Here is an 18128-nt window from a genome sequence, read left to right on the forward strand (position 1 = left end):
TACCCCCAGCAGGGTTGCACGCCTTGTGCCTAATAGGCGCCCTTACCGCGCAAAACCACCCATACCGTTTTCAATAAAATGCGCAAATCCAGCCAAATGGAATAATGCTGCACATAATACAGGTCTTCATCCGTGTGTAAATGCATGGGCTTATCGCTGCGCCCGTTCACCTGCCACCAACCGGTCAGACCCTGGGGCACGGCAAACCGTTTGCGCTGCCAGGGTTCATATTTTTCCACCAGATGCGGCTGCTCGGGGCGCGGCCCCACCAGGCTCATCTCGCCCTTCAGAATGTTGAATAACTGCGGCAGCTCATCCAGGCTCGTTCGCCGCAAAAATCTCCCCACCCGCGTGATGCGCGGATCGGCCGCGTGCTTAAACACCAGCCGCCCCTGCTCGTCGGTCTTCTCAACTAGATGCCGCAGCTGCTCTGCGTTCACCACCATCGTACGGAATTTGATCATCTCGAAATAACGCCCGTTCTCTCCCACGCGCTTGGGGCGGTAAAACACCGGGCCGCCGTCGTCCAGCTTAATCGCCAGCGCCGCCGCCCCGATCACCGGCAGCACAAACGGCATCACCGTCAGGGTCAGCATCAAATCAAAAGCACGTTTCATCATCCGTTGATATTCGCTCAAGGCAGGCGCGCGCAAATCCATCATGGGCAGCCCGGCGAACTCTTCCACCGTGGCGCGGTGCAGCGCCAGTGAAAAATAATCCGGCACCACCCACACCCGCACGGGTAAATCGTGCAGCTCCGTCACCACGCGGGTCAACGCAGCATAAGCCGAGCGCGGCAGCGCCACCACCACGTCGTCCACCTGCCGCTCATTCACCACCTGCCGCACCTGTTCCAGCCCGCCCAACACCCCTTCTTCCGCGCGCTTGCTGGGGTCGTCGTCCAAGAAACCCGCAAAAGCCAGGCCCAAATGCGGTAAAGAATCCACCTGCTGCCGCACCCGCTTTCCCACCGTACCCGCACCCAACACCAAAACCTGCCGTACCTGGATATTTCCGATCACTTTGCTGCGCCAGGCCGCGCGAATCACCAGGCGCCACAGCGCCAGCATCATGAAGGCTTCGACCGCGAAAAAAATGAATAAAAACCGCGAAATATCGCGAAAGGTCAGGAACAAAATCCCCGCCATCGAGATGGTCGCCAAAAGCGAGCCTAACGCCAGACTGCCCATCTCATCGTTCACCCGCAGATTGCGGCGGCCGTCGTACACCGAAAACAACACCAGAATCCCCACCCACAGCGCAGGAAACACAAAATACAGCAGCCAGGGCAGCTGCACCGGATCTTCCACCGGCCGCACCAGCGGCAATGTACTCATGTCTACACGCAGTTTAGCCGACACATACAGCGTCAGGGCAATCATAAGCCCGTCCAACGCCATGGAAAACAGCGCAAAATTGGCTGAAAATCTACGGAACATAGGTCGTCCTCACTTTTCCAGCGTTCGCTGGTTGGCTTTTCGCCCGCGCAAAAGCTGCGCTGCCACCAACACCACAAAACGCGGATACCCCAACACATACCGCCGCCACAGTCGTCCCGGTTCGCTGGCCAGGCGGAAGAGCCATTCCAACCCGCTGCGCTGCATCCAGCGCGGGGCTTGTGGTTTGCACCCCGAAAGAAAATCGAAAGCAGCCCCCACCCCCACCAACACCGGCGCGCCCACCTTCCCGCGGTGCGCCGCCATCCACTGCTCTTGGCGCGGCGACCCGATCCCCACCCAAACGATGTCCGCTCCTGAGCTGCGTATGCGCTCTGCCGCCTGGGCGTCCTCTTCGGCGCTCAGCGCACGAAACGGCGGCGATTCTACCCCCACAATCTGGATAGAAGGGAAGCGTTCGCGCAGCCGTTCGGCCAGCCCCTCAGCCACGCCAGGCGCGCCCCCGTAGAAATAATGCCGCCAGCCGCACTCCAACCCTTCGGCGCAGGCCGCCAGCAGCAAATCCGGCCCATACACCCGCTGAGTGCCGGTGTATCCGTACCAGCGGCACAGCCACACCATCGGCATCCCGTCCGGCGTGGTCATGCCGCTCTGCTCATACACGGTGCGCAGCTCCGGATGATCCACACATTCCATCACCGCGTGCGCCGGTGCGCAGCACACATACTGCGCCTCCCCCGCCGCGATCCATGCCCCCATGCGCGCCAGGGCTGCTGGCATGTCAATGGGGTCAATAGGCACCCCCAGTATCATAACCCGAGGCCCCTTCTCGTCATCAGACCCCATCAGCTCTCCTTACCTGAATAACTTCCTGATAAACACGCAGGATCGCTTCATAATGGTCCCGCGCCTGATATTTTTGCAGGTACTCCTGACGGCAGTTCTCTCCCATCTGAGCAGATTCCTCCTCATGAGCCGTCATCCACCCCACGCGTTCAGCAAATGCCTCGCTATTGCCTGGCGGCACCAGCCACCCATGAATCCCAGGCTTAATCATGCTAGGCATTGCGCCCAAATCTGTGCTGATCACCGGTGTACCAGTTGCGAAGGCTTCAATCAAAGTTCTCGGCATACCCTCATACCAAATGCTCGGAAAAACCAGACACGCTGCCTGACGCATCAAATCTAAAACCATTTGCGGAGATCGCCTTCCCATCCATTGAACATTGCCGTGATTTTCTACCGCGTTGGAGACCAATTCTGATAAGGGTCCGTCTCCCACAATCTTCAAGGTGCATCCAGCAGGAAATGCGTCGAGTGCGTTCAGTAGGGTTTCCACGCCTTTCTCCTGTGTCAGCCGCCCCACAAATAAAACATAGGGACTGCGTCGGCTGCCCACACCTGGGTCGTTCATAATGAAATTAGGCACAGTGGCTAACTTTTCCGAGGGTAAACCGCCCTCAATAAATTTCTGAGCAGCGAACGACGTTAGGCAAATAAAACGGTCCACCTGTTTTTCCCAGGTCTTTAACAGACGGTGAAAAGACAACATCGCGGCGGTTACCCCACTCGCGCTCCAGCTGCTGCGGTAACAGCGATATCGTACGGCCGGCCACGGAAAAGGCCACTTCATGCACGCTTCGCAAACCCCGCCTGCTCGAAAAAATGTCGCGGCCGGACATAACAACCGATAATTATGAAGGGTCTGCACCACCGGAACGCCCGCCGCTTGGCAGACTGCATAGGCAGCCGGTGATATCAGCTGGAAGGTGTTATGAAAATGAACAATATCTGGGCGAAAAGTACGAATCCGTTCCTCCAATGCCTTTCTGGCAGGTGCAGACCATACCGTCCGGATCCCAGTTTGCATCAACCCGATTTCATTTACCTGCTGGTTATGCTCCGTATAAGTCTCAACTGGATGTCCAAATGTACGCAGTAAATCTACTTCATCGTTAAATATAGCATCCTCACCCCCCGGTTGTTGGTAAAAGTTATGCGCCATTAAGATCCGCATGGCTCAACCCTTCCGGTTCTCTTCGATCGCTTGTTGATACAAGCCAACAAATTGATCCGCGATGACCTCCCAATTCCAATGCAGTTCCACAGCAGATCGGCTACGTTGTCCTATTACAGAGCGCATTTCCGGTTCGAAGACAAATGCTTGAACCAATCGGTTTAGCTCTTCCTGTTGGTTTTTTTCAAACAAATAACCTGCACCGACATCTTCAATCAAAGCCTGACTGTAGGGTGTTCCGACAGCAATCACCGGACGGCCCGCCGCCATTGCCTCTATAATTGTGATGGTCATATCCCCAGGCCAGATCCCAATATCAAAAGTACTCAACCAGCCCGCCAATTCATCTTTAGAGACAAAATCCTGGAAAACCAGTTTTTGCTCCAGCCCCAGTGATCTGGACAATTTAACTAATTTTTCCTTATACTCCGAATCTATTCGTCCAATCAATAAAATCCCGGTATTCTCGGATTGTAACTGCGCCGCCGCTTGTAGAATCATTTCACACTGCTTGGATGGTTGAAGTACCCCCGCGTGCCCCAGCACAATCGTGTTCTCGTCCCAACCCAATGCTGCCCGGATCTTTTGACGCCCTTGCCATTGAAAGTCAATTTTGCGATGGTCCGCCCCTAACCGCACAATTTCGACTTTCGGACAAGACTTACCATATACCCATTCAACAAACTCGCGCTCTGGTTCTCCGATGGCCACAAAAAGTTTGGCCCGCTTGGGTATCCACGGACGGGTCATCCATGCTTCCAACTTATAGACCCATGCCTTAATTTGTTTTCGCAAGGGGGATTCCCAGGCATGAAAAACATTCAGCTTCGACATGTGGGTGTCATAAACTAACGCATAACCTAGCTCTTGTTGATAGAGGGCAGCCAAAAAACCTGTGATGTGCAGAATATTATGGCAGTGCACCACATCCGGTTTAATGGCCGCCAACTGATCGCGCAGGCCTCGCATCAGCAAATAACCAGCCTGCGTGGGCAGCTCAAACCACACCGGCAAACGGTGTACTTTTACCCCTTGTTCGAAATAAGTACCGGGCTTTGGGTTTCCACCTTCAATCAGTTTCTTCGCTTTTTTGGCGTAGCGATTGGATGTGATGACGGACACATCGTGACCTATCCGCTGCTGTTCTTGCGGAAGGTAGCTTTCTTGATATCCCATCCAGGGTTGATAGTGGTCCGTTAGATGAACAATTCTCATTTTGTCTCCCCTTAAAATGAGATCTGCATCAGGTCGCCCCAGCGAATAAGGTTAACCCACCGCCAGACTTCCAACCCGAACGGACGTTCCCCACGTTTGATGGCTTCCCAATTTTGGTGTACAGTTTTAAGCTGTAATGCGGGAATCTGGTGCGCTTTTTCACCATAGAGCACGCCATCCACCCATTTTTGCGATTTCAGCATCCATTCCCCATCCGGTGTAGCAAACCCAATTTTGTCCCGACGATCTAGCACAACATCCGGCACCAGTCCGCGCATCGCCTGGCGAAACACAGATTTGGTTTCTGCATCCTTTGAAAGGATATAAGATTCTGGGAGTGAAAATACAAAATTGGCCAAATCCGGCGTCAAGAAGGGCACGCGCGATTCAATGGAGGCAGCCATTGAATTTCGATCTTCGTACCGCAGCAGCATCGGCAAGCTGATTTGGGTCACGGCTTGCAGCAATAAAGCCTTTAACGCTTCGCGATCCTGTACGTAATTTGTCAGTGCTTTTGGTCGAACGCCTGCCTGATCGAACCAACTTTGATTCATCCAATCCGGGTAAAATTCTTCCCCAATCAAGGATCGCGCGGCCTGGTGCAATTGAGGTGGAATCAACCACGAACCCGTTCGCGATAAAATCCGTAAACGACTTTCTTCGGAGCGCCGAAAAATCGTACCAAGAAACCGAAAACCCTCCAGAAGCTGCCATTGCCGAAATAGGGATGCCGCCCGCACAGAAAAATAGGGGCGGTACCCCGCCAACATTTCATCCGCGCCCTGCCCATCCAACATCACCACCACCCCCGCCTCTCGCGCCAATCGAAATACGCGATGCTGGGCATAAATGCTGGTCGAGCCAAAAGGCTCATCCTGACTGATCATGAGGTGGTCAATGTCTTGTTCCAAATCGTCAGCAGAAGCCCGCGTTTTGTGCGTTTCGGCGCCGCTGGCCGCCGCAACGATATCCACCCATTTTTCTTCCCCAATGATGGGATGCGGATCAATGTAGCTGATGGAATGAATGGGTACGCGTTCTCCAATCCAGTGCCGCATGCTCATGATGATAGAGGAAGAATCAACCCCCCCGGATAAAGCCACGCCAACCGGGACATCACTGCGTAAATGGATTTGAATATTCCGCAGAAACAACCGCCGCAATTCCTCAGCTGCATCTGCAAAGCTGATATCACTTCGGGTTCTAGTCTCAATTTGCCAATATGGGGCCATCTGAAAACCAAACCCTTCATCCAACTGAACCTTCATCCAATGGCCTGGAAGTAAATGATGAACTCCTGCGACAAGCGTGTCCTCATTGGAATCGGTCAGTCCGTAACGCAAGTACGCATGCAGCGCCGGGGGGTTTATATTCTTTTCTGATAAAAAGGGCAGCAGCGCCTTTAATTCGGATCCAAACACAAAGCGGCCGTTTTCAAAGCTATACAACAGCGGTTTAATCCCAAAATAGTCACGCGCCAGGAATAAACTTCGTTCTTCTCGATCATAGATACAAAAAGCAAACATGCCAATCATTTTGCTTAATGCCCCCGCCCCCCAGCGGGCATAAGCAGCTAAGAGCACTTCGGTATCGGAAGAAGACCGAAACTGCTCCCCTAAAGCAATCAATTCATCCCTGAGTTCGAGATAATTGTAGATCTCGCCATTGAACACGATCCAATAACGCTCATCGGCCCAAGACATCGGTTGGTGGCCTAACGGAGATAAATCCAAAATAGCTAATCGGCGAAACCCCAAAGCTAAATTAAAATAAGATCCCTCATAATCGCGGATATTCTGCACCGCCATATGTCGGTCGGTTTCTTGTCCGCCACAGTGTACTACTGGGCCTCCCCGCGTTTGTGCAAGCAAATATCCTTCGTCATCCGGTCCCCGGTGCCGTATCAGGCTGACAGAGCGTTCAAACGCTTTTAAATCCACACTGGTTTGAGAGGAATACAACCCGAAGATACCGCACATAGATCACACCTTCCTACGAACTGAAAAAATCCTAAGGCAATTCAAACACACGATAGTACTCATTTTCCCATACGACAGGGAATCGGCTCGTTTCTGCGGTGATTCCGTTTGAATGCTGAAAAAGATGAACATTTTCCTTATGGTAACCTGAATGTCTGCCTAAGGTTTTCCTGAAAGAATTGCAGCTTCAAGGCTTCTTTCTCTTTCCACGATACGTGTTGAATTTCCTCTCGCCTCACCCGCTTTCCTTTCCAGGTGAGGACAAATTGCTCAATCACTGGCAGCGCATTACGCACATTGTTCTCATAATTTGGTAATTCAAGCAGGAACGGACGCCCGCCCAAGAAATCAGTATCCGGGTGCCCAGAAATCACCGGCAGCCCATAAGCAAGATATTCCCTTACCTTTATAGGAGAGGCTTCATTTAAACCTTTACGATGTAATCCTAAAACACCAATGCCAATATCCGCAGCAGCCAGAATTGGTTCATATTGATCTTGTGTCAGAAATCCATGCGCCTGAACATTCTCTGGCAATTCTTCCGCAAAATCCCGTTTTTCCATACCAATCAAGTCAAAATCCCATTGAGGAAATTGGCGGGCCAAAAAGAGGATTTTGTCGTGCGCCATAAAATTCAAAAGCGGATCACGAGAGGCTGGAGGATCGCCTAAAAAAACCAACCGCGGCCTGGCACCGCTGTGGGGTGGCAATTCAGGGTATCGCTCCAGCTCAACCCCATTCCCAAGCACTAGATTTGGGATGTGCGGCTGAGTTGTTCGTTCCGCAAAATCTTGGGCAATATACACTATTCCTCTGGCCAAGCTCAACAGCCGCGGTGTTGTCACCCGTTGATATACTTTTTTCCACCAGGAACTGCCAATATGATAATCAAAGCGGTCTGAGTCGTTTAACTCCAAAAAAGTAGGGCACACCTTCATCAAATCTTCAAACGCAGGGTAATACGTGGATAAACGCATGTAAACGCAATCCGGCTTCCATCCCAGAATACGCTCGGTTAACTGCTTAGCGCGCTGAGGGCGCTGGTAAACATTCCCCCTTGCCACGGCCTCAACTTGCAGTCCAGCGAGTCCGGGCCACAGCGTTTCCGTCGGAGACAAGAAAAAAATACCCGCGGTATTCCCAAGCCCCACCCAGGCACGGGCCTGCATGTAAATTTTCTTCAAGACACCGCTTTCGCGGCTTGCGTCCCAATGGGCAAGGTAAGCGATTTTCAAATCAAATTCCTTGTCGTTTTTCCCATTGCTTAAGGATATACAAAAGGAAGTAATAATAAACCCCGTAGGCGAAGATCTGAGAGCCGGTCAAGAGTATAAAAGCGGTGTTCATGGGAACATGCAGGGCATGGCATCCATATAATACCGCTGGGGTAAAAATGAATGCCAGGAGATCATAGACCAGCTTGTAGGGCTGCCCTCCCAAGACAAAAATTAACCGGCTCACCGGACTAACCATCAGGGTTGCTGCGCTCCACGGGGCCAAAATCGCCGCAAAAACGCCGGCCTGTATCCATTCTGTGCCAAAAATCGGTCCAAACCAGATCGGTCCAAACACGATAAACGCCGCAGTAGGCACGATCCCCAGCAAGAATAACATTCCCGTCGTTTTCAGGAACAAAGGGCGTATCTGAGCCGGGGATGAGGTACTGTATTCTCGAACACGATTCTGAAAAGAATCTGCCACGCTTCCCGCCACAAGTCCAGCCGGAAGATATACCAGCCGCTGCGCAAAACTCAAGGTTCCAGCCGTCGACACTCCATAAAGTTGTAACACGATCGGCAGAAAAAGGCTGGCCCCCAAAGTGTCCAAGATAGCCGAGGGCATCGAAAAAATTGGGAACGCGGCATATCGCCTCAAAGTGCCAAACAGATCCCAGTATCGGCGCTCTCGCCCATGACGCAGCAGCTCTGGCCCAGCGCTTTGAACCATTTTATTCAAGCCTACCAACCTACCTGTGATCTCTGAAGACAATAACCCCACCCAGCCCAGCCGCAGCAAACCCAGGGCTATCTGCATCCCAGCCCTGGAAATGGATTGATAGACCGATATCCGGCTGACCACCGAGAAAACATTCTCTCGAATGAGCCAATACCGCAAATTTGCCATTGCGCTCCCCAGAACAATCACTGGGGCTGTGATCCATAGTGTCCATTTCGGGATAACGCCCATCCCTAAAATGTTAAAAGAGATCAAGGCATACAAGCCAGCCGTAAAGAGAAGGGATGTAAAAATGGAGATTATCATCCCACCCCAAGTCAAATCCAGTGCATCCTCACGGCTTTCTGCTCCAACAATGGAAAATTGATACCTTAAGCTGGATAATTCCAACGAAAAATTGATAAATCCAATAAAAACGGTGGTCAGACCCAACATCTCAGGGGTATATAAGCGAGAGACAATCGGCGTGACCAATACCCCAATGATTTGAGCCACGGCCGTACCGCTGACCAGAACAGCCGTGTTCGCCAAAAACTTCGATGTGAACATCCGCTGTAGGAATAACCTCAGCTGATTCACTCCCCACGCTCCCAGACCTGCACCTGAGCGGCGCGCTCAGCCCATGCTTGCCCCAGCCCTGGCACGCTCACCTGCGGCACAAGGTCGCGGATCAAGCCCGGGCGGCGGAACATGAGCGGCGCGTACACCAGCTTGCCCATCGAACCCGGCCCGTTGGCCCCCCAGGACTGCGCCTCGGACAGGGTTTGCCGCCCCATGCGCGCCGCCTCTGCCGGGTCGCCCAGGGACGCCCGCACCTCCGCCCGCAACCAATCCAGCTCCAACCGGTCTAAATCGGTGGGAATGAACACCAGCCCCGCCTGCTGCACCACGCGGTCCGCGTCCTGCACGCGTCCCGCGTCCAAATACCGCCGCGCCAACTGCAAATACGGCCCCACCACCCCGCTCCCCTGGGCGGTTTCGGCCTCCAGAGCCGCCAGATCCGGCTCAGGTGCGGTTTGGGCAGCTCGCCAGTCCGCCAGGGACCGCGCAGCCGTATCCCCTGCCGCGGCCCAGCGCTCCCCTTCGGCGTAACGCGGTTCCAGCCGCAGCACCTCTGCGAAGGCCTGTCCCGCTTGCTCCTCTTTGCCTTGCCCGGCCAGCGCCAGGCCGTAATTCCACCAAAACAGCGGACTTCGCGGCGCGTAACGCACCGCCAGCGCCCATTCCGCCTCTGCTTCGCTCCCCTGACCAGCCGCTGCGTAGAGCGCCCCCAGGTTGGCATGGTACACCGACCAGGCCGGGTCCATGGCTGCGGCCTGCTGCCAGTAAGCCAATGCTCGCTGCATCGCCCCGGCCTCTCCCTCCGCCGCCAGCACAGCCTGGGCCATGCCCGCGTCGGCATGCAGCACCGAAAGGTGGGGGTCGCGTTCCAGCGCCGCTGCAAACTGCGCCTCGGCCTGCCGCCAGTCGCCCACATTCGCCGCCGCCGCCCCCTGCTGCATGGGGGTCAACAGCCACAGGTTTAACCCCGCCAGCAGAGTCAGCACCCATCCCAGCCCAACGCCCACCCCCCTGCGCGTCCGGCGCACCGCCCTTTCTCCCGCCGGGCAGCTGCCTGCCGCCGTGCCCAACACCCAGGCTGCCGCCCACGCGCTGGTGGGAATGGTGTGATGCACGCTGTCCACCAGGCCGTGCACCAAAAAAGCCGCCAGCGCCCCCAGGCCGCCCAAAATCGCTGCCCGTTCAAACCCCTGTGCGCTGCGCAGCCCGCGCCACAACCAGCGCACCAAGGCCGCCAGCATCCATAAAAAGGCCCCCAACCCCAAAAGGCCGCTGCCGCTGAGCACATCCAAAAACATGCTGTGTGCATACACGAACAGCGTCTCCGGCGGGATGGATGCGTTAGCTAGATAAAAGTAAATGAAGGTATACGGCCCGCTGCCCACCAGCGGCGAGCGCAAAAAAGCCTCCCAGGCGGGCGCCCACAGGTACTGCCGCGAGGAAAACAGCGGGGAATGCGTCGGGTGCAGCGTCTGCCGATACAGCATCCACCCCACCGCCGCAAGCAGCGCTGCGCCCAGCACAGTCAGAAGCACCAGCATCGTCCGCCGCTGCCGCAGCCATTTCCACGCCCGCGCCAGGTCCGCGGCCCGGTCGCGCACCACCAGCAGCCCCAGGGTCCCCAGGCCTGCCGCCGTCCCCAGCCAGCCTCCTCGCGACGAGGTCAGGAAAATCAGGACCAGCGCCGACAGGCTCCACAGCCCCAATAGGATTCTACTGCCCCACGAGCGGGTCATCACCAACCGGGCCAGGGCGGTCATCAGCAGCACGTTGAGGATCACCCCAAAGAAATTGGGCAGCGGCAGTCGGTAGGTCACCGTGGGGATCCACGAACCGCTGGACGCCACCCACTGCGCGTACCAGGTGCCCGCCTCTACCCACGCAAACAGCATGGGCAGCGCGCCCACAATCAGCAGGGCCTTGCTCATCAATTCCGCGCCCCAGCCGCGACGCGTCAAATCCGCCGCCAGCCAGAACCAGAACAGCGCAATCGCCGCCAGCCACACTTCCACCGCCGAGCGCCGCGGATCCACAGAGAAGATCACGCTCAGCACCAGCGTTCCCAAAAATACCAACGCCGCCGTCCGCACCGGCACCTGCCCGTATTGGCCCGCCCCTAGCCAAAAGGCACAGATCAACGCCAGCAGCCCCGCGGTCACCATCAGCACTTCGTACATCACCAGGCCGTTATGCGTGCTGGCGAACATCACCAAATAGCAGCCCGCCAGAATCAGCACCGCCTCACGCGCCAGGTAACCCCACCGAACCGCCGAGCCGGAGAAGTTAGCTTTCATGGCAATCCCTCACAGGCCGGCATCGGCGGAATCTCATCCAGCGTGAACCCCTGCTTACTGGCTTGCAGCCCCATCCAGACGCGAATGGCTTCCCCACACTGGCCCTGATTCTGATAAAGGTCAAACAAGGCTTCCACCGCCGTGTACTGCCCCACATCCGCATTCAAACGTGCATACCCCGGCACCAGCTCGATATCCAAACCGCGCCGGAAATACAGCCAGTTCGAATAGGTCTGCGCAAAGAAACCCGTGCGCAAATTTCCGCGAGTCATCTCGGTTAAAACCTTCTCGGCCGCAGTCACAAACGCAGCCTCATCCCCCTCCAACTGCGCCACCCTGGCTCGCCCTGCCCAATGCGCCAGTGCGTCCTCGCCTATCCACTCGCTTTGCAGCAAACGCAGGTGCGCCGTGGGCCAATCTCCTGCCTCAGCAGCTTCAACCGCCTCCAGCCAGTATCCCGAAGGCTGCGGCAGGTCCGGGTTGGCCGCCAGCCAATCGCGGATGACTTCTCTGCGCAGCGCGGTCTGCTGCCAAAATGGGTGTCCGCTCCAGTCGCGCGCCCGATCCAAAGCCTCCCAATAGGCTCGCCGTGCCAGGTCTGGCACTTCATCCCGCTCCAAGAACACCCCGTGAATCAGCGCGTAGCTCGGCTCCAGCGGGGCGATCTTGCGGGCCTGTTCAATGGCCTCGTAGGCCTGGGAACGGATGCCGATGTGCCAATCCACCACCGCCAGATCCGCCCACAGCCAGGATGGGCTGTCGTTCAGGTCCAGACTGCGGTCCAGGAAAAAACGCGCCTCAATTAACGGGCCAACGTCCGCCCGTTCTTGCCCCCATACCGCCGCCCAGGCCAGCCCCGCCTGGGTGGAATAAAAGGGGAAATTGGGGTCCCGCTTTGCGCTCTGGCTCATATATTCCGCCGCCTGCTGCCAGCTGCCCTGCCGGGCCGCATCCAGACCGCGCAGCAAAGGCGCATACCCAAACAAGCCGTAAACCAACTGCACAATCAACACGGTCAGGGGGATGAAGGCCGTCGCGATGGGCAGGCCCCAGCGGGTCCGCATCTCGCGTGAGGAAGCTCCCGCCAGTCCCATCATCAAAATCATCGGGATCATCACCACCGGCCAGTGGGTGAAGTCATCAACCAAATTAGCCACCACCCAACCCGCCACAGCCGCCGCGGTCGCCCGCACCCAGGGGCGTTCCAGCTCGCCGCAGTGCAGGTAGGCTCGCCACAGCCAGCGCAGAATGGCCGCGCCCAGGCCCAAAACCGCCACCAGGCCCACCAGGCCCATCTCTGCGGCGGCTTGAATGAACAGGTTATGCGCATGGGTCGCCCAATAGTTCGGAGGAATGGAAGCGTCCGTCTTCAAATACGCCAGCCCAAACTGCCCCGGGCCAACCCCCGTCCACACGTCCGAGAACCACATCTTCAGCGCGTTCAGCCACATCGTGCTGCGCGAACCGAGCACGCCGGAGCCGTGGGTGGGGTGCGAGGCAAACTGCTGGTAAAACAGCCAGGCCGCCGCGCCTAAACCCGCCAGCCCCGCTGCGCCGCCCAGGCCTGCCAGCCACGGAGTGCGCTGCGCCATGAGCCGCAAGGGTCGGAATGCTTTCTTCTCCCAGCCCCACAGCAGCCCCAAAGCCGCCGCCCACGCCCCGAAACCCAGCCAACCCCCCCGCGAAGAAGAAAACGGCAGCGTCAGCGCAAACATCACCAGCCAGGCTGCCGTCAACACTCGTACCGTGCGGCGCGGCGAGGTAAAAAAGGCCACCGCAGCCAGCGGTGCGCACAGGTTGGCAAACGCCATATAAGCGTTGGAATGTCCCAGGATAGAAACCAGGCGGTACGGAAACGGCGGCTGCGTCCCCCAGCCCACCTGACCCCACCACACCTGATAGCGAGCAAACGTCTCCAGCGCGGCCAATCCCACCACCACCCCACTCACCGTGAGCAGGGCTGCCACCACCGCGCTGCGGTCTAAACCCACATCGAAGGCGTCCGTGAACAAATAAAACATCAGCATATACGCCAGCAGCCAGCTCACCCGCCCCATCCCCTGGCGCGGATCCGGCGTCACAATCCACAGCCCAATCACCGCCAATCCCCCCACCAGCAGTGGCCAATCCATTCCCAAACGCGGCAGGCTGGCGCGGTGGGTCAGGCTGCGCCACAGCACGTACCCCGCCCCCACCACCGCGGTGAACACCGTTCCCGCCACCTGTACCCCCCAGGCCGCCCGCCATACCATGCCGCCCGCCAAAACCGTCAGGCTCAAGCCCACTAACGCCAACGCAAAGGATCCCCACCAAATTTTTGAGTAGGGCGAGCGGTTGGCAGCCAACGGCTGGGTTGGAATTTCCATGATCACCTCGGATCCTTTGGGGCATGTTTCGCCCTGGCGGCGGAGTGCTGCTTAAGCAATTATATAGTAAACCCTTTCTTCTCCGGTTTACAAAACCGTAATACCTGAACTTCCCCTCAGCATAATAGGCCCTGTAAAAATTGGGCTATAATCGAAGCAAGCTGCCGCTCCGGCGGGCTAATTCCATCAGGAAGGAAAAACTCTGCGATGAAGCAGTTGCTCCAATACCTCCGCGACGGCAAAACCGTTGTCACCGACGTTCCCGCCCCCTCCGTCCGCCCTGGCACGGCCCTCGTACGCACAGCCGCCTCCCTGGTTTCGGCGGGCACCGAACGCATGCTGGTTGAGTTTGCCGAAAAGAGTCTGGTCGGCAAAGCCCGCTCCCGCCCCGACCTGGTGCGCCAGGTGCTGGATAAGGCCCGCCGCGAAGGGCTGCTCTCCACCCTCGAAGCCGCCTTCAACCGCCTGGATCAACCCATGCCCCTCGGTTACTCCTCCGCCGGAACCATCGCCGCGGTGGGGCGCGGACTGGAAGGCTTTCAAGTCGGCGATCGAGTAGCCTGTGCAGGCGGTGGTTTTGCCGTCCACGCCGAATGGGTTGTCGTCCCCCAAAACCTCATGGCGCGCCTGCCCGACTCCGTGGATTTTGAATCAGCCTCTTTCACCACCCTGGCCGCCATCGCCCTGCACGGCTTTCGCCTGGCCCAACCCCAGGTTGGCGACCGCGTGGCCGTCATCGGCATGGGCCTGCTTGGTCTGCTCGCCGCCGGAATTGCCCGCGCCGCGGGCTGCCACGTATTTGGCGTGGATCTGGCCCCCGACCGGTTGGCTCTGGCTCAAAAGATGGGCTTCACCGCCGTTGCCCGCCCTCAGGCCGAAGCCGCCGCTCAAACCTTTACCCACGGGCGCGGGTTTGATCACGTCCTCATCTGCGCCGATACCGCCTCCAACGACCCCATCACCCTGGCCGGCGCCATCGCCCGCGACCGCGGTAACGTCATCGCCGTGGGTGCGGTCGGTTTGGGCATGCCGCGAAAAGTGTATTACGAAAAAGAACTCCATTTCCAGGTCTCCCGCTCCTACGGCCCCGGCCGCTACGACCCGGGCTACGAAGAAGCCGGGCGCGATTATCCCATCGGCTTTGTGCGCTGGACCGAAGGCCGCAATCTGGAATCCGTGGTGAATCTGTTAGCTTCCGGAGCGCTGGATGTGCGTCCCCTCATCACCCACCGCTTCCCCATCCTGCAGGCCGCCGACGCCTACGAACTGATCACCGGCAAAACCAAACAACCCTTCCTGGGCGTGCTGCTCACCTACCCGCAGGATGCCGAAACCGCGCCGCTGCGCCGCATCGCCCTGCCCAAGGGGGTCCAAAGCGGGTCTGCTTCCCCCCTGCCGGGGGTCGGCGTGCTCGGCTCCGGCAATTATGCCACGGCCGTCTTCCTCCCCACCATTCAAAAGGCAGGGGGGGTGCGTCCGGTGGGCGTCGCCTCGGGCAGCGGCCTGACCGCCCGCCACGCTGCCGAAAAATTCGGCTACGCCTTTGCCGCCTCTTCTGAAGACGAACTGTTCGACCACCCCGAAATCCAGATTCTGGCCGTGCTCACCCGCCACAATCACCATGCCCGTCAGGTGCTGCGCGCCTTAAAATCAGGTAAACATGTTTTCTGTGAAAAACCATTAGCCCTCCACGCCGCCGAACTGGAAGAGATCGCCGAGGCCTTGCGTGCGCCTAACACCCCCCTGCTGTCTTTGGGATTTAACCGCCGTTTTGCCCCCCTGGCCCAGCAGATGCGCGCCTTCTTACCCCCGGATGAACCCCGCGTGGTGCATTACCGTGTCAACGCCGGTTTCCTTCCCTCCACCCACTGGCTGCACGATCCCGCCGTGGGCGGCGGGCGCATCATCGGCGAAGGCTGCCATTTCTTTGATTTCCTCACCTTCCTCATCGGCCAATCCCCCAGCGAAGTGTGGACGCAGAGCCTGCCCGATGACGGCCGCTACCATCAAGACAATGTTGTCATTCACCTGCGCTACCCCGACGGTTCTTTGGGAACCATCGAATACCTGGCCAATGGGGATAAAAGTTTTCCTAAGGAGCGCGTAGAGGTCTTCTCCGCTGGGGCAGTGGCTGTGCTGGATGATTTCCGTTCGCTTGAGCTGGTTCGCGACGGCCGCCGTCAGATGATTCGCTCCCGCCTGCGCCAGGATAAGGGTCATCTGGCCGGGTGGCAGGCCTTCCTCAGCGCGGTGCAGACCGGCGGACAGCCGCCCATCCCCTACTCGCAGATTTGGGGCACCACCCTGGCCACCTTCGCCGCCGTGGAATCGCTGTCCACAGGCCGCCCGGTTGCTTTGCCAGCGATTCAGGAAGAATGAACCCAGTCCGCCGCCTTCAGGACGCGTTTCAGGCCGTGCAGCACCTGGGCGGCCTGGCTGCGGCGCGCTACGCCCTCTATCAGCTGGGGGTGAAAAGCGGCCTCTACCGCCTACTCACCCCCCTCACCCAACCTCACAGCGGAACGGGCCTTATCACCCGTCCGCTGGCCTTGTTTGCGGATCCCCCACCCAACTTCCCTGCCCTGCTTAACCCGGCGGAACAAAAAGCCCTCCTGGCTCAGGCCGAAGACTTATTGGCCGGTCGTTTTGCCCTCTACGGCGGCGACCCCGCACCCCTCAACCTCACCCCACCGCCCCCCCTCCGTCATTGGTCGCAGGCCTACCCCCTTCCAGCATCCCAGGACATTAAAGACCTGTGGGAGCCTGCCCGCTTTGGCTGGGCCTTCACCCTGGTGCGCGCCTACCAACTCAGCGCGGATGAGCGCTTCCCCGCCGCCTTTTGGCAGGCCTTTGAGACCTTCCAAACCCACAACCCGCCCAACCTGGGTCCCCTATGGGCCAGCGCCCAGGAGGTAGCCCTGCGCCTGATGGCCTGGGTCTACGCCGCCAGCGCCCTGGCTGTCTCGCCCCATTCCACCGCCGCCCGCCTGCACAGCCTGTCCGGCGCGGTGTGGGATCACGCCCGCCGCATCCCCCCCACCTTGCTCTACGCCCGCGCCCAACGCAACAATCACCTCCTTTCCGAGGCCGCCGGGCTGTACACCGCCGGGCAGTACTTGCAGCACGCCCCCTGGCGCGCCCGCGGCTGGGCCGAGTTCCAAAAAGCCCTGTTGGATCAAATTGCCCCCGACGGAACCTACGGGCAGCATTCCGTTAATTACCACCGCCTCATGCTCCAACTTTCCCTGTGGATGCACGCCCTGGGGACGGCCAACGGGGAAGCCTTTTCCCCGGAATGTAAGGAGCGCCTGGCCGCCGCCGTCCGCTGGCTGCTGGCACATGTGGACCCATCCTCCGGTCAGCTCCCCAACCTGGGCCATCACGACGGCGCGCTCTTCCTGCCGCTGGCTTCCAGTTCCATCCGCGATTACCGCCCAACGTTACAGGCGGCTGCCCTCACCTTCCTGGGTGCGCCCGCCTTCCCCCCTGGCCCCTGGGATGAGCTGGCCTTGCGCCTGGGGCTGTCCGCCTCCTCCCCCGCCCTGCCCCCCAAGGCTTTCACCTCCCCCGCCGTTCACCGCCTGGGCACCTCTCAGGATTGGGCTCTGCTGCGCGCAGTGCATTTCTCCGTCCGTCCCGCCCACGCCGACCAGCTGCATGTGGATCTCTGGCACCAGGGGCAAAACATCGCCCTGGACGCCGGCACTTTCCGCTACAACACCCCCCCACCCTGGCAAAACGCCCTGGCCTCCGCCGCGGTTCACAACACCCTCACCCTCAACGGTCTCGAACCCATGCGCCGCGCCGGGCGCTTTCTCTGGTTGGATTGGGATCAGGCCAAAATCCTCTCCAACCCCTCCCCCGACGCCATCTCGGCCGAACACAGCGCCTACCGCGCCCTGGGGCTGCGCCACCAGCGCACCCTCCAGCGCACATCCACCGGCTGGCGCATCCGCGACGAGCTGCTGCCCCTGCCTGCTGCCACCATCAACCCCGTACAGGCGGTTGTCCATTGGCTCCTTCCCGATTTGCCCTGGGTCTTGAACGAAAATGAACTCACCCTTTCCCTGACCCACGGGCCGCTGGTCATCCGCTGTTGGGCTGAGAAGCCGCAGTCGCCCCCACCTCTTCAGGTGCGCCTCATCCGCGCCGGTGAAATTCTGAGCGGCCCAGCCGGCTCCTTCCCCAATCACGGCTGGTTCTCCCCCACCTACGCGCATAAACTGCCCGCCCTCTCTCTGCGGGTAGAGCTATCTGCTCCGCCTCCTCTCACCATCTCCACCGAGTTTATCCTTCCACCCGCCCCAACTCAACCCGCAGCAGACTTTTTCCCCGGTTAACGG

Annotated in this window: 11 protein-coding genes; 2 read left to right on the top strand and 9 right to left on the bottom strand. The window is 58.6% G+C overall.

Annotated elements, in window-relative coordinates:
• Nucleotides 1-29 precede the first annotated feature (29 nt).
• The 9 genes from ADN01_RS07315 to ADN01_RS07355 form a co-directional block, all read right to left on the bottom strand.
• The gene (locus tag ADN01_RS07315) at nucleotides 30-1439 is read right to left on the bottom strand and encodes a sugar transferase (RefSeq protein WP_062418740.1); all 1410 of its coding nucleotides are present in this window, start codon (nucleotides 1437-1439) and stop codon (nucleotides 30-32) included.
• A 9-nt stretch (nucleotides 1440-1448) separates the two neighbouring features.
• Nucleotides 1449-2198, bottom strand: coding sequence for a WecB/TagA/CpsF family glycosyltransferase (locus ADN01_RS07320; RefSeq protein WP_236690989.1), 750 nt, complete (start codon nucleotides 2196-2198; stop codon nucleotides 1449-1451).
• A 34-nt stretch (nucleotides 2199-2232) separates the two neighbouring features.
• Complete coding sequence (locus ADN01_RS07325) at nucleotides 2233-3414, bottom strand: glycosyltransferase family 4 protein (RefSeq protein WP_062418742.1); 1182 nt, start codon at nucleotides 3412-3414, stop codon at nucleotides 2233-2235.
• Between the two features lie 3 nt (nucleotides 3415-3417).
• Nucleotides 3418-4629 (bottom strand): glycosyltransferase family 4 protein, encoded by a 1212-nt coding sequence (locus ADN01_RS07330; protein ID WP_062418743.1) that lies wholly within the window; start codon nucleotides 4627-4629, stop codon nucleotides 3418-3420.
• Nucleotides 4630-4640: 11 nt separating this feature from the next.
• Nucleotides 4641-6608: an asparagine synthase (glutamine-hydrolyzing) gene (gene asnB / locus ADN01_RS07335; protein ID WP_062418744.1), complete on the bottom strand. Its 1968-nt coding sequence runs from the start codon at nucleotides 6606-6608 to the stop codon at nucleotides 4641-4643.
• Nucleotides 6609-6745: 137 nt separating this feature from the next.
• A complete protein-coding gene (locus ADN01_RS07340; protein WP_062418745.1) occupies nucleotides 6746-7843 on the bottom strand; it encodes a glycosyltransferase family protein in 1098 nt (365 codons plus the stop codon).
• A gap of 1 nt (nucleotide 7844) precedes the next feature.
• Nucleotides 7845-9143 carry a lipopolysaccharide biosynthesis protein gene (locus tag ADN01_RS07345; RefSeq protein WP_062418746.1) on the bottom strand — a complete coding sequence of 433 codons (1299 nt, stop codon included), beginning with the start codon at nucleotides 9141-9143 and terminating at the stop codon, nucleotides 7845-7847.
• Nucleotides 9140-11419 (bottom strand): O-antigen ligase family protein, encoded by a 2280-nt coding sequence (locus ADN01_RS07350; RefSeq protein ID WP_062418747.1) that lies wholly within the window; start codon nucleotides 11417-11419, stop codon nucleotides 9140-9142. Before ADN01_RS07350 ends, ADN01_RS07345 begins: the two co-directional genes overlap by 4 nt.
• A complete protein-coding gene (locus ADN01_RS07355) occupies nucleotides 11416-13785 on the bottom strand; it encodes an O-antigen ligase family protein (RefSeq protein ID WP_062418748.1) in 2370 nt (789 codons plus the stop codon). The genes ADN01_RS07350 and ADN01_RS07355 overlap by 4 nt, the downstream gene beginning before the upstream one ends.
• Nucleotides 13786-13992: 207 nt before the next feature.
• Between ADN01_RS07355 and ADN01_RS07360 the strand changes: the two genes are divergently transcribed.
• Nucleotides 13993-16164: a bi-domain-containing oxidoreductase gene (locus ADN01_RS07360; RefSeq protein ID WP_062418749.1), complete on the top strand. Its 2172-nt coding sequence runs from the start codon at nucleotides 13993-13995 to the stop codon at nucleotides 16162-16164.
• Complete coding sequence (locus ADN01_RS07365; RefSeq protein WP_075071042.1) at nucleotides 16161-18125, top strand: heparinase II/III family protein; 1965 nt, start codon at nucleotides 16161-16163, stop codon at nucleotides 18123-18125. Before ADN01_RS07360 ends, ADN01_RS07365 begins: the two co-directional genes overlap by 4 nt.
• The last annotated feature ends 3 nt before the right edge of the window (nucleotides 18126-18128 follow it).

It is taken from the genome of Levilinea saccharolytica (genome assembly GCF_001306035.1).
Taxonomy (GTDB): Bacteria; Chloroflexota; Anaerolineae; order Anaerolineales; family Anaerolineaceae; genus Levilinea; species Levilinea saccharolytica.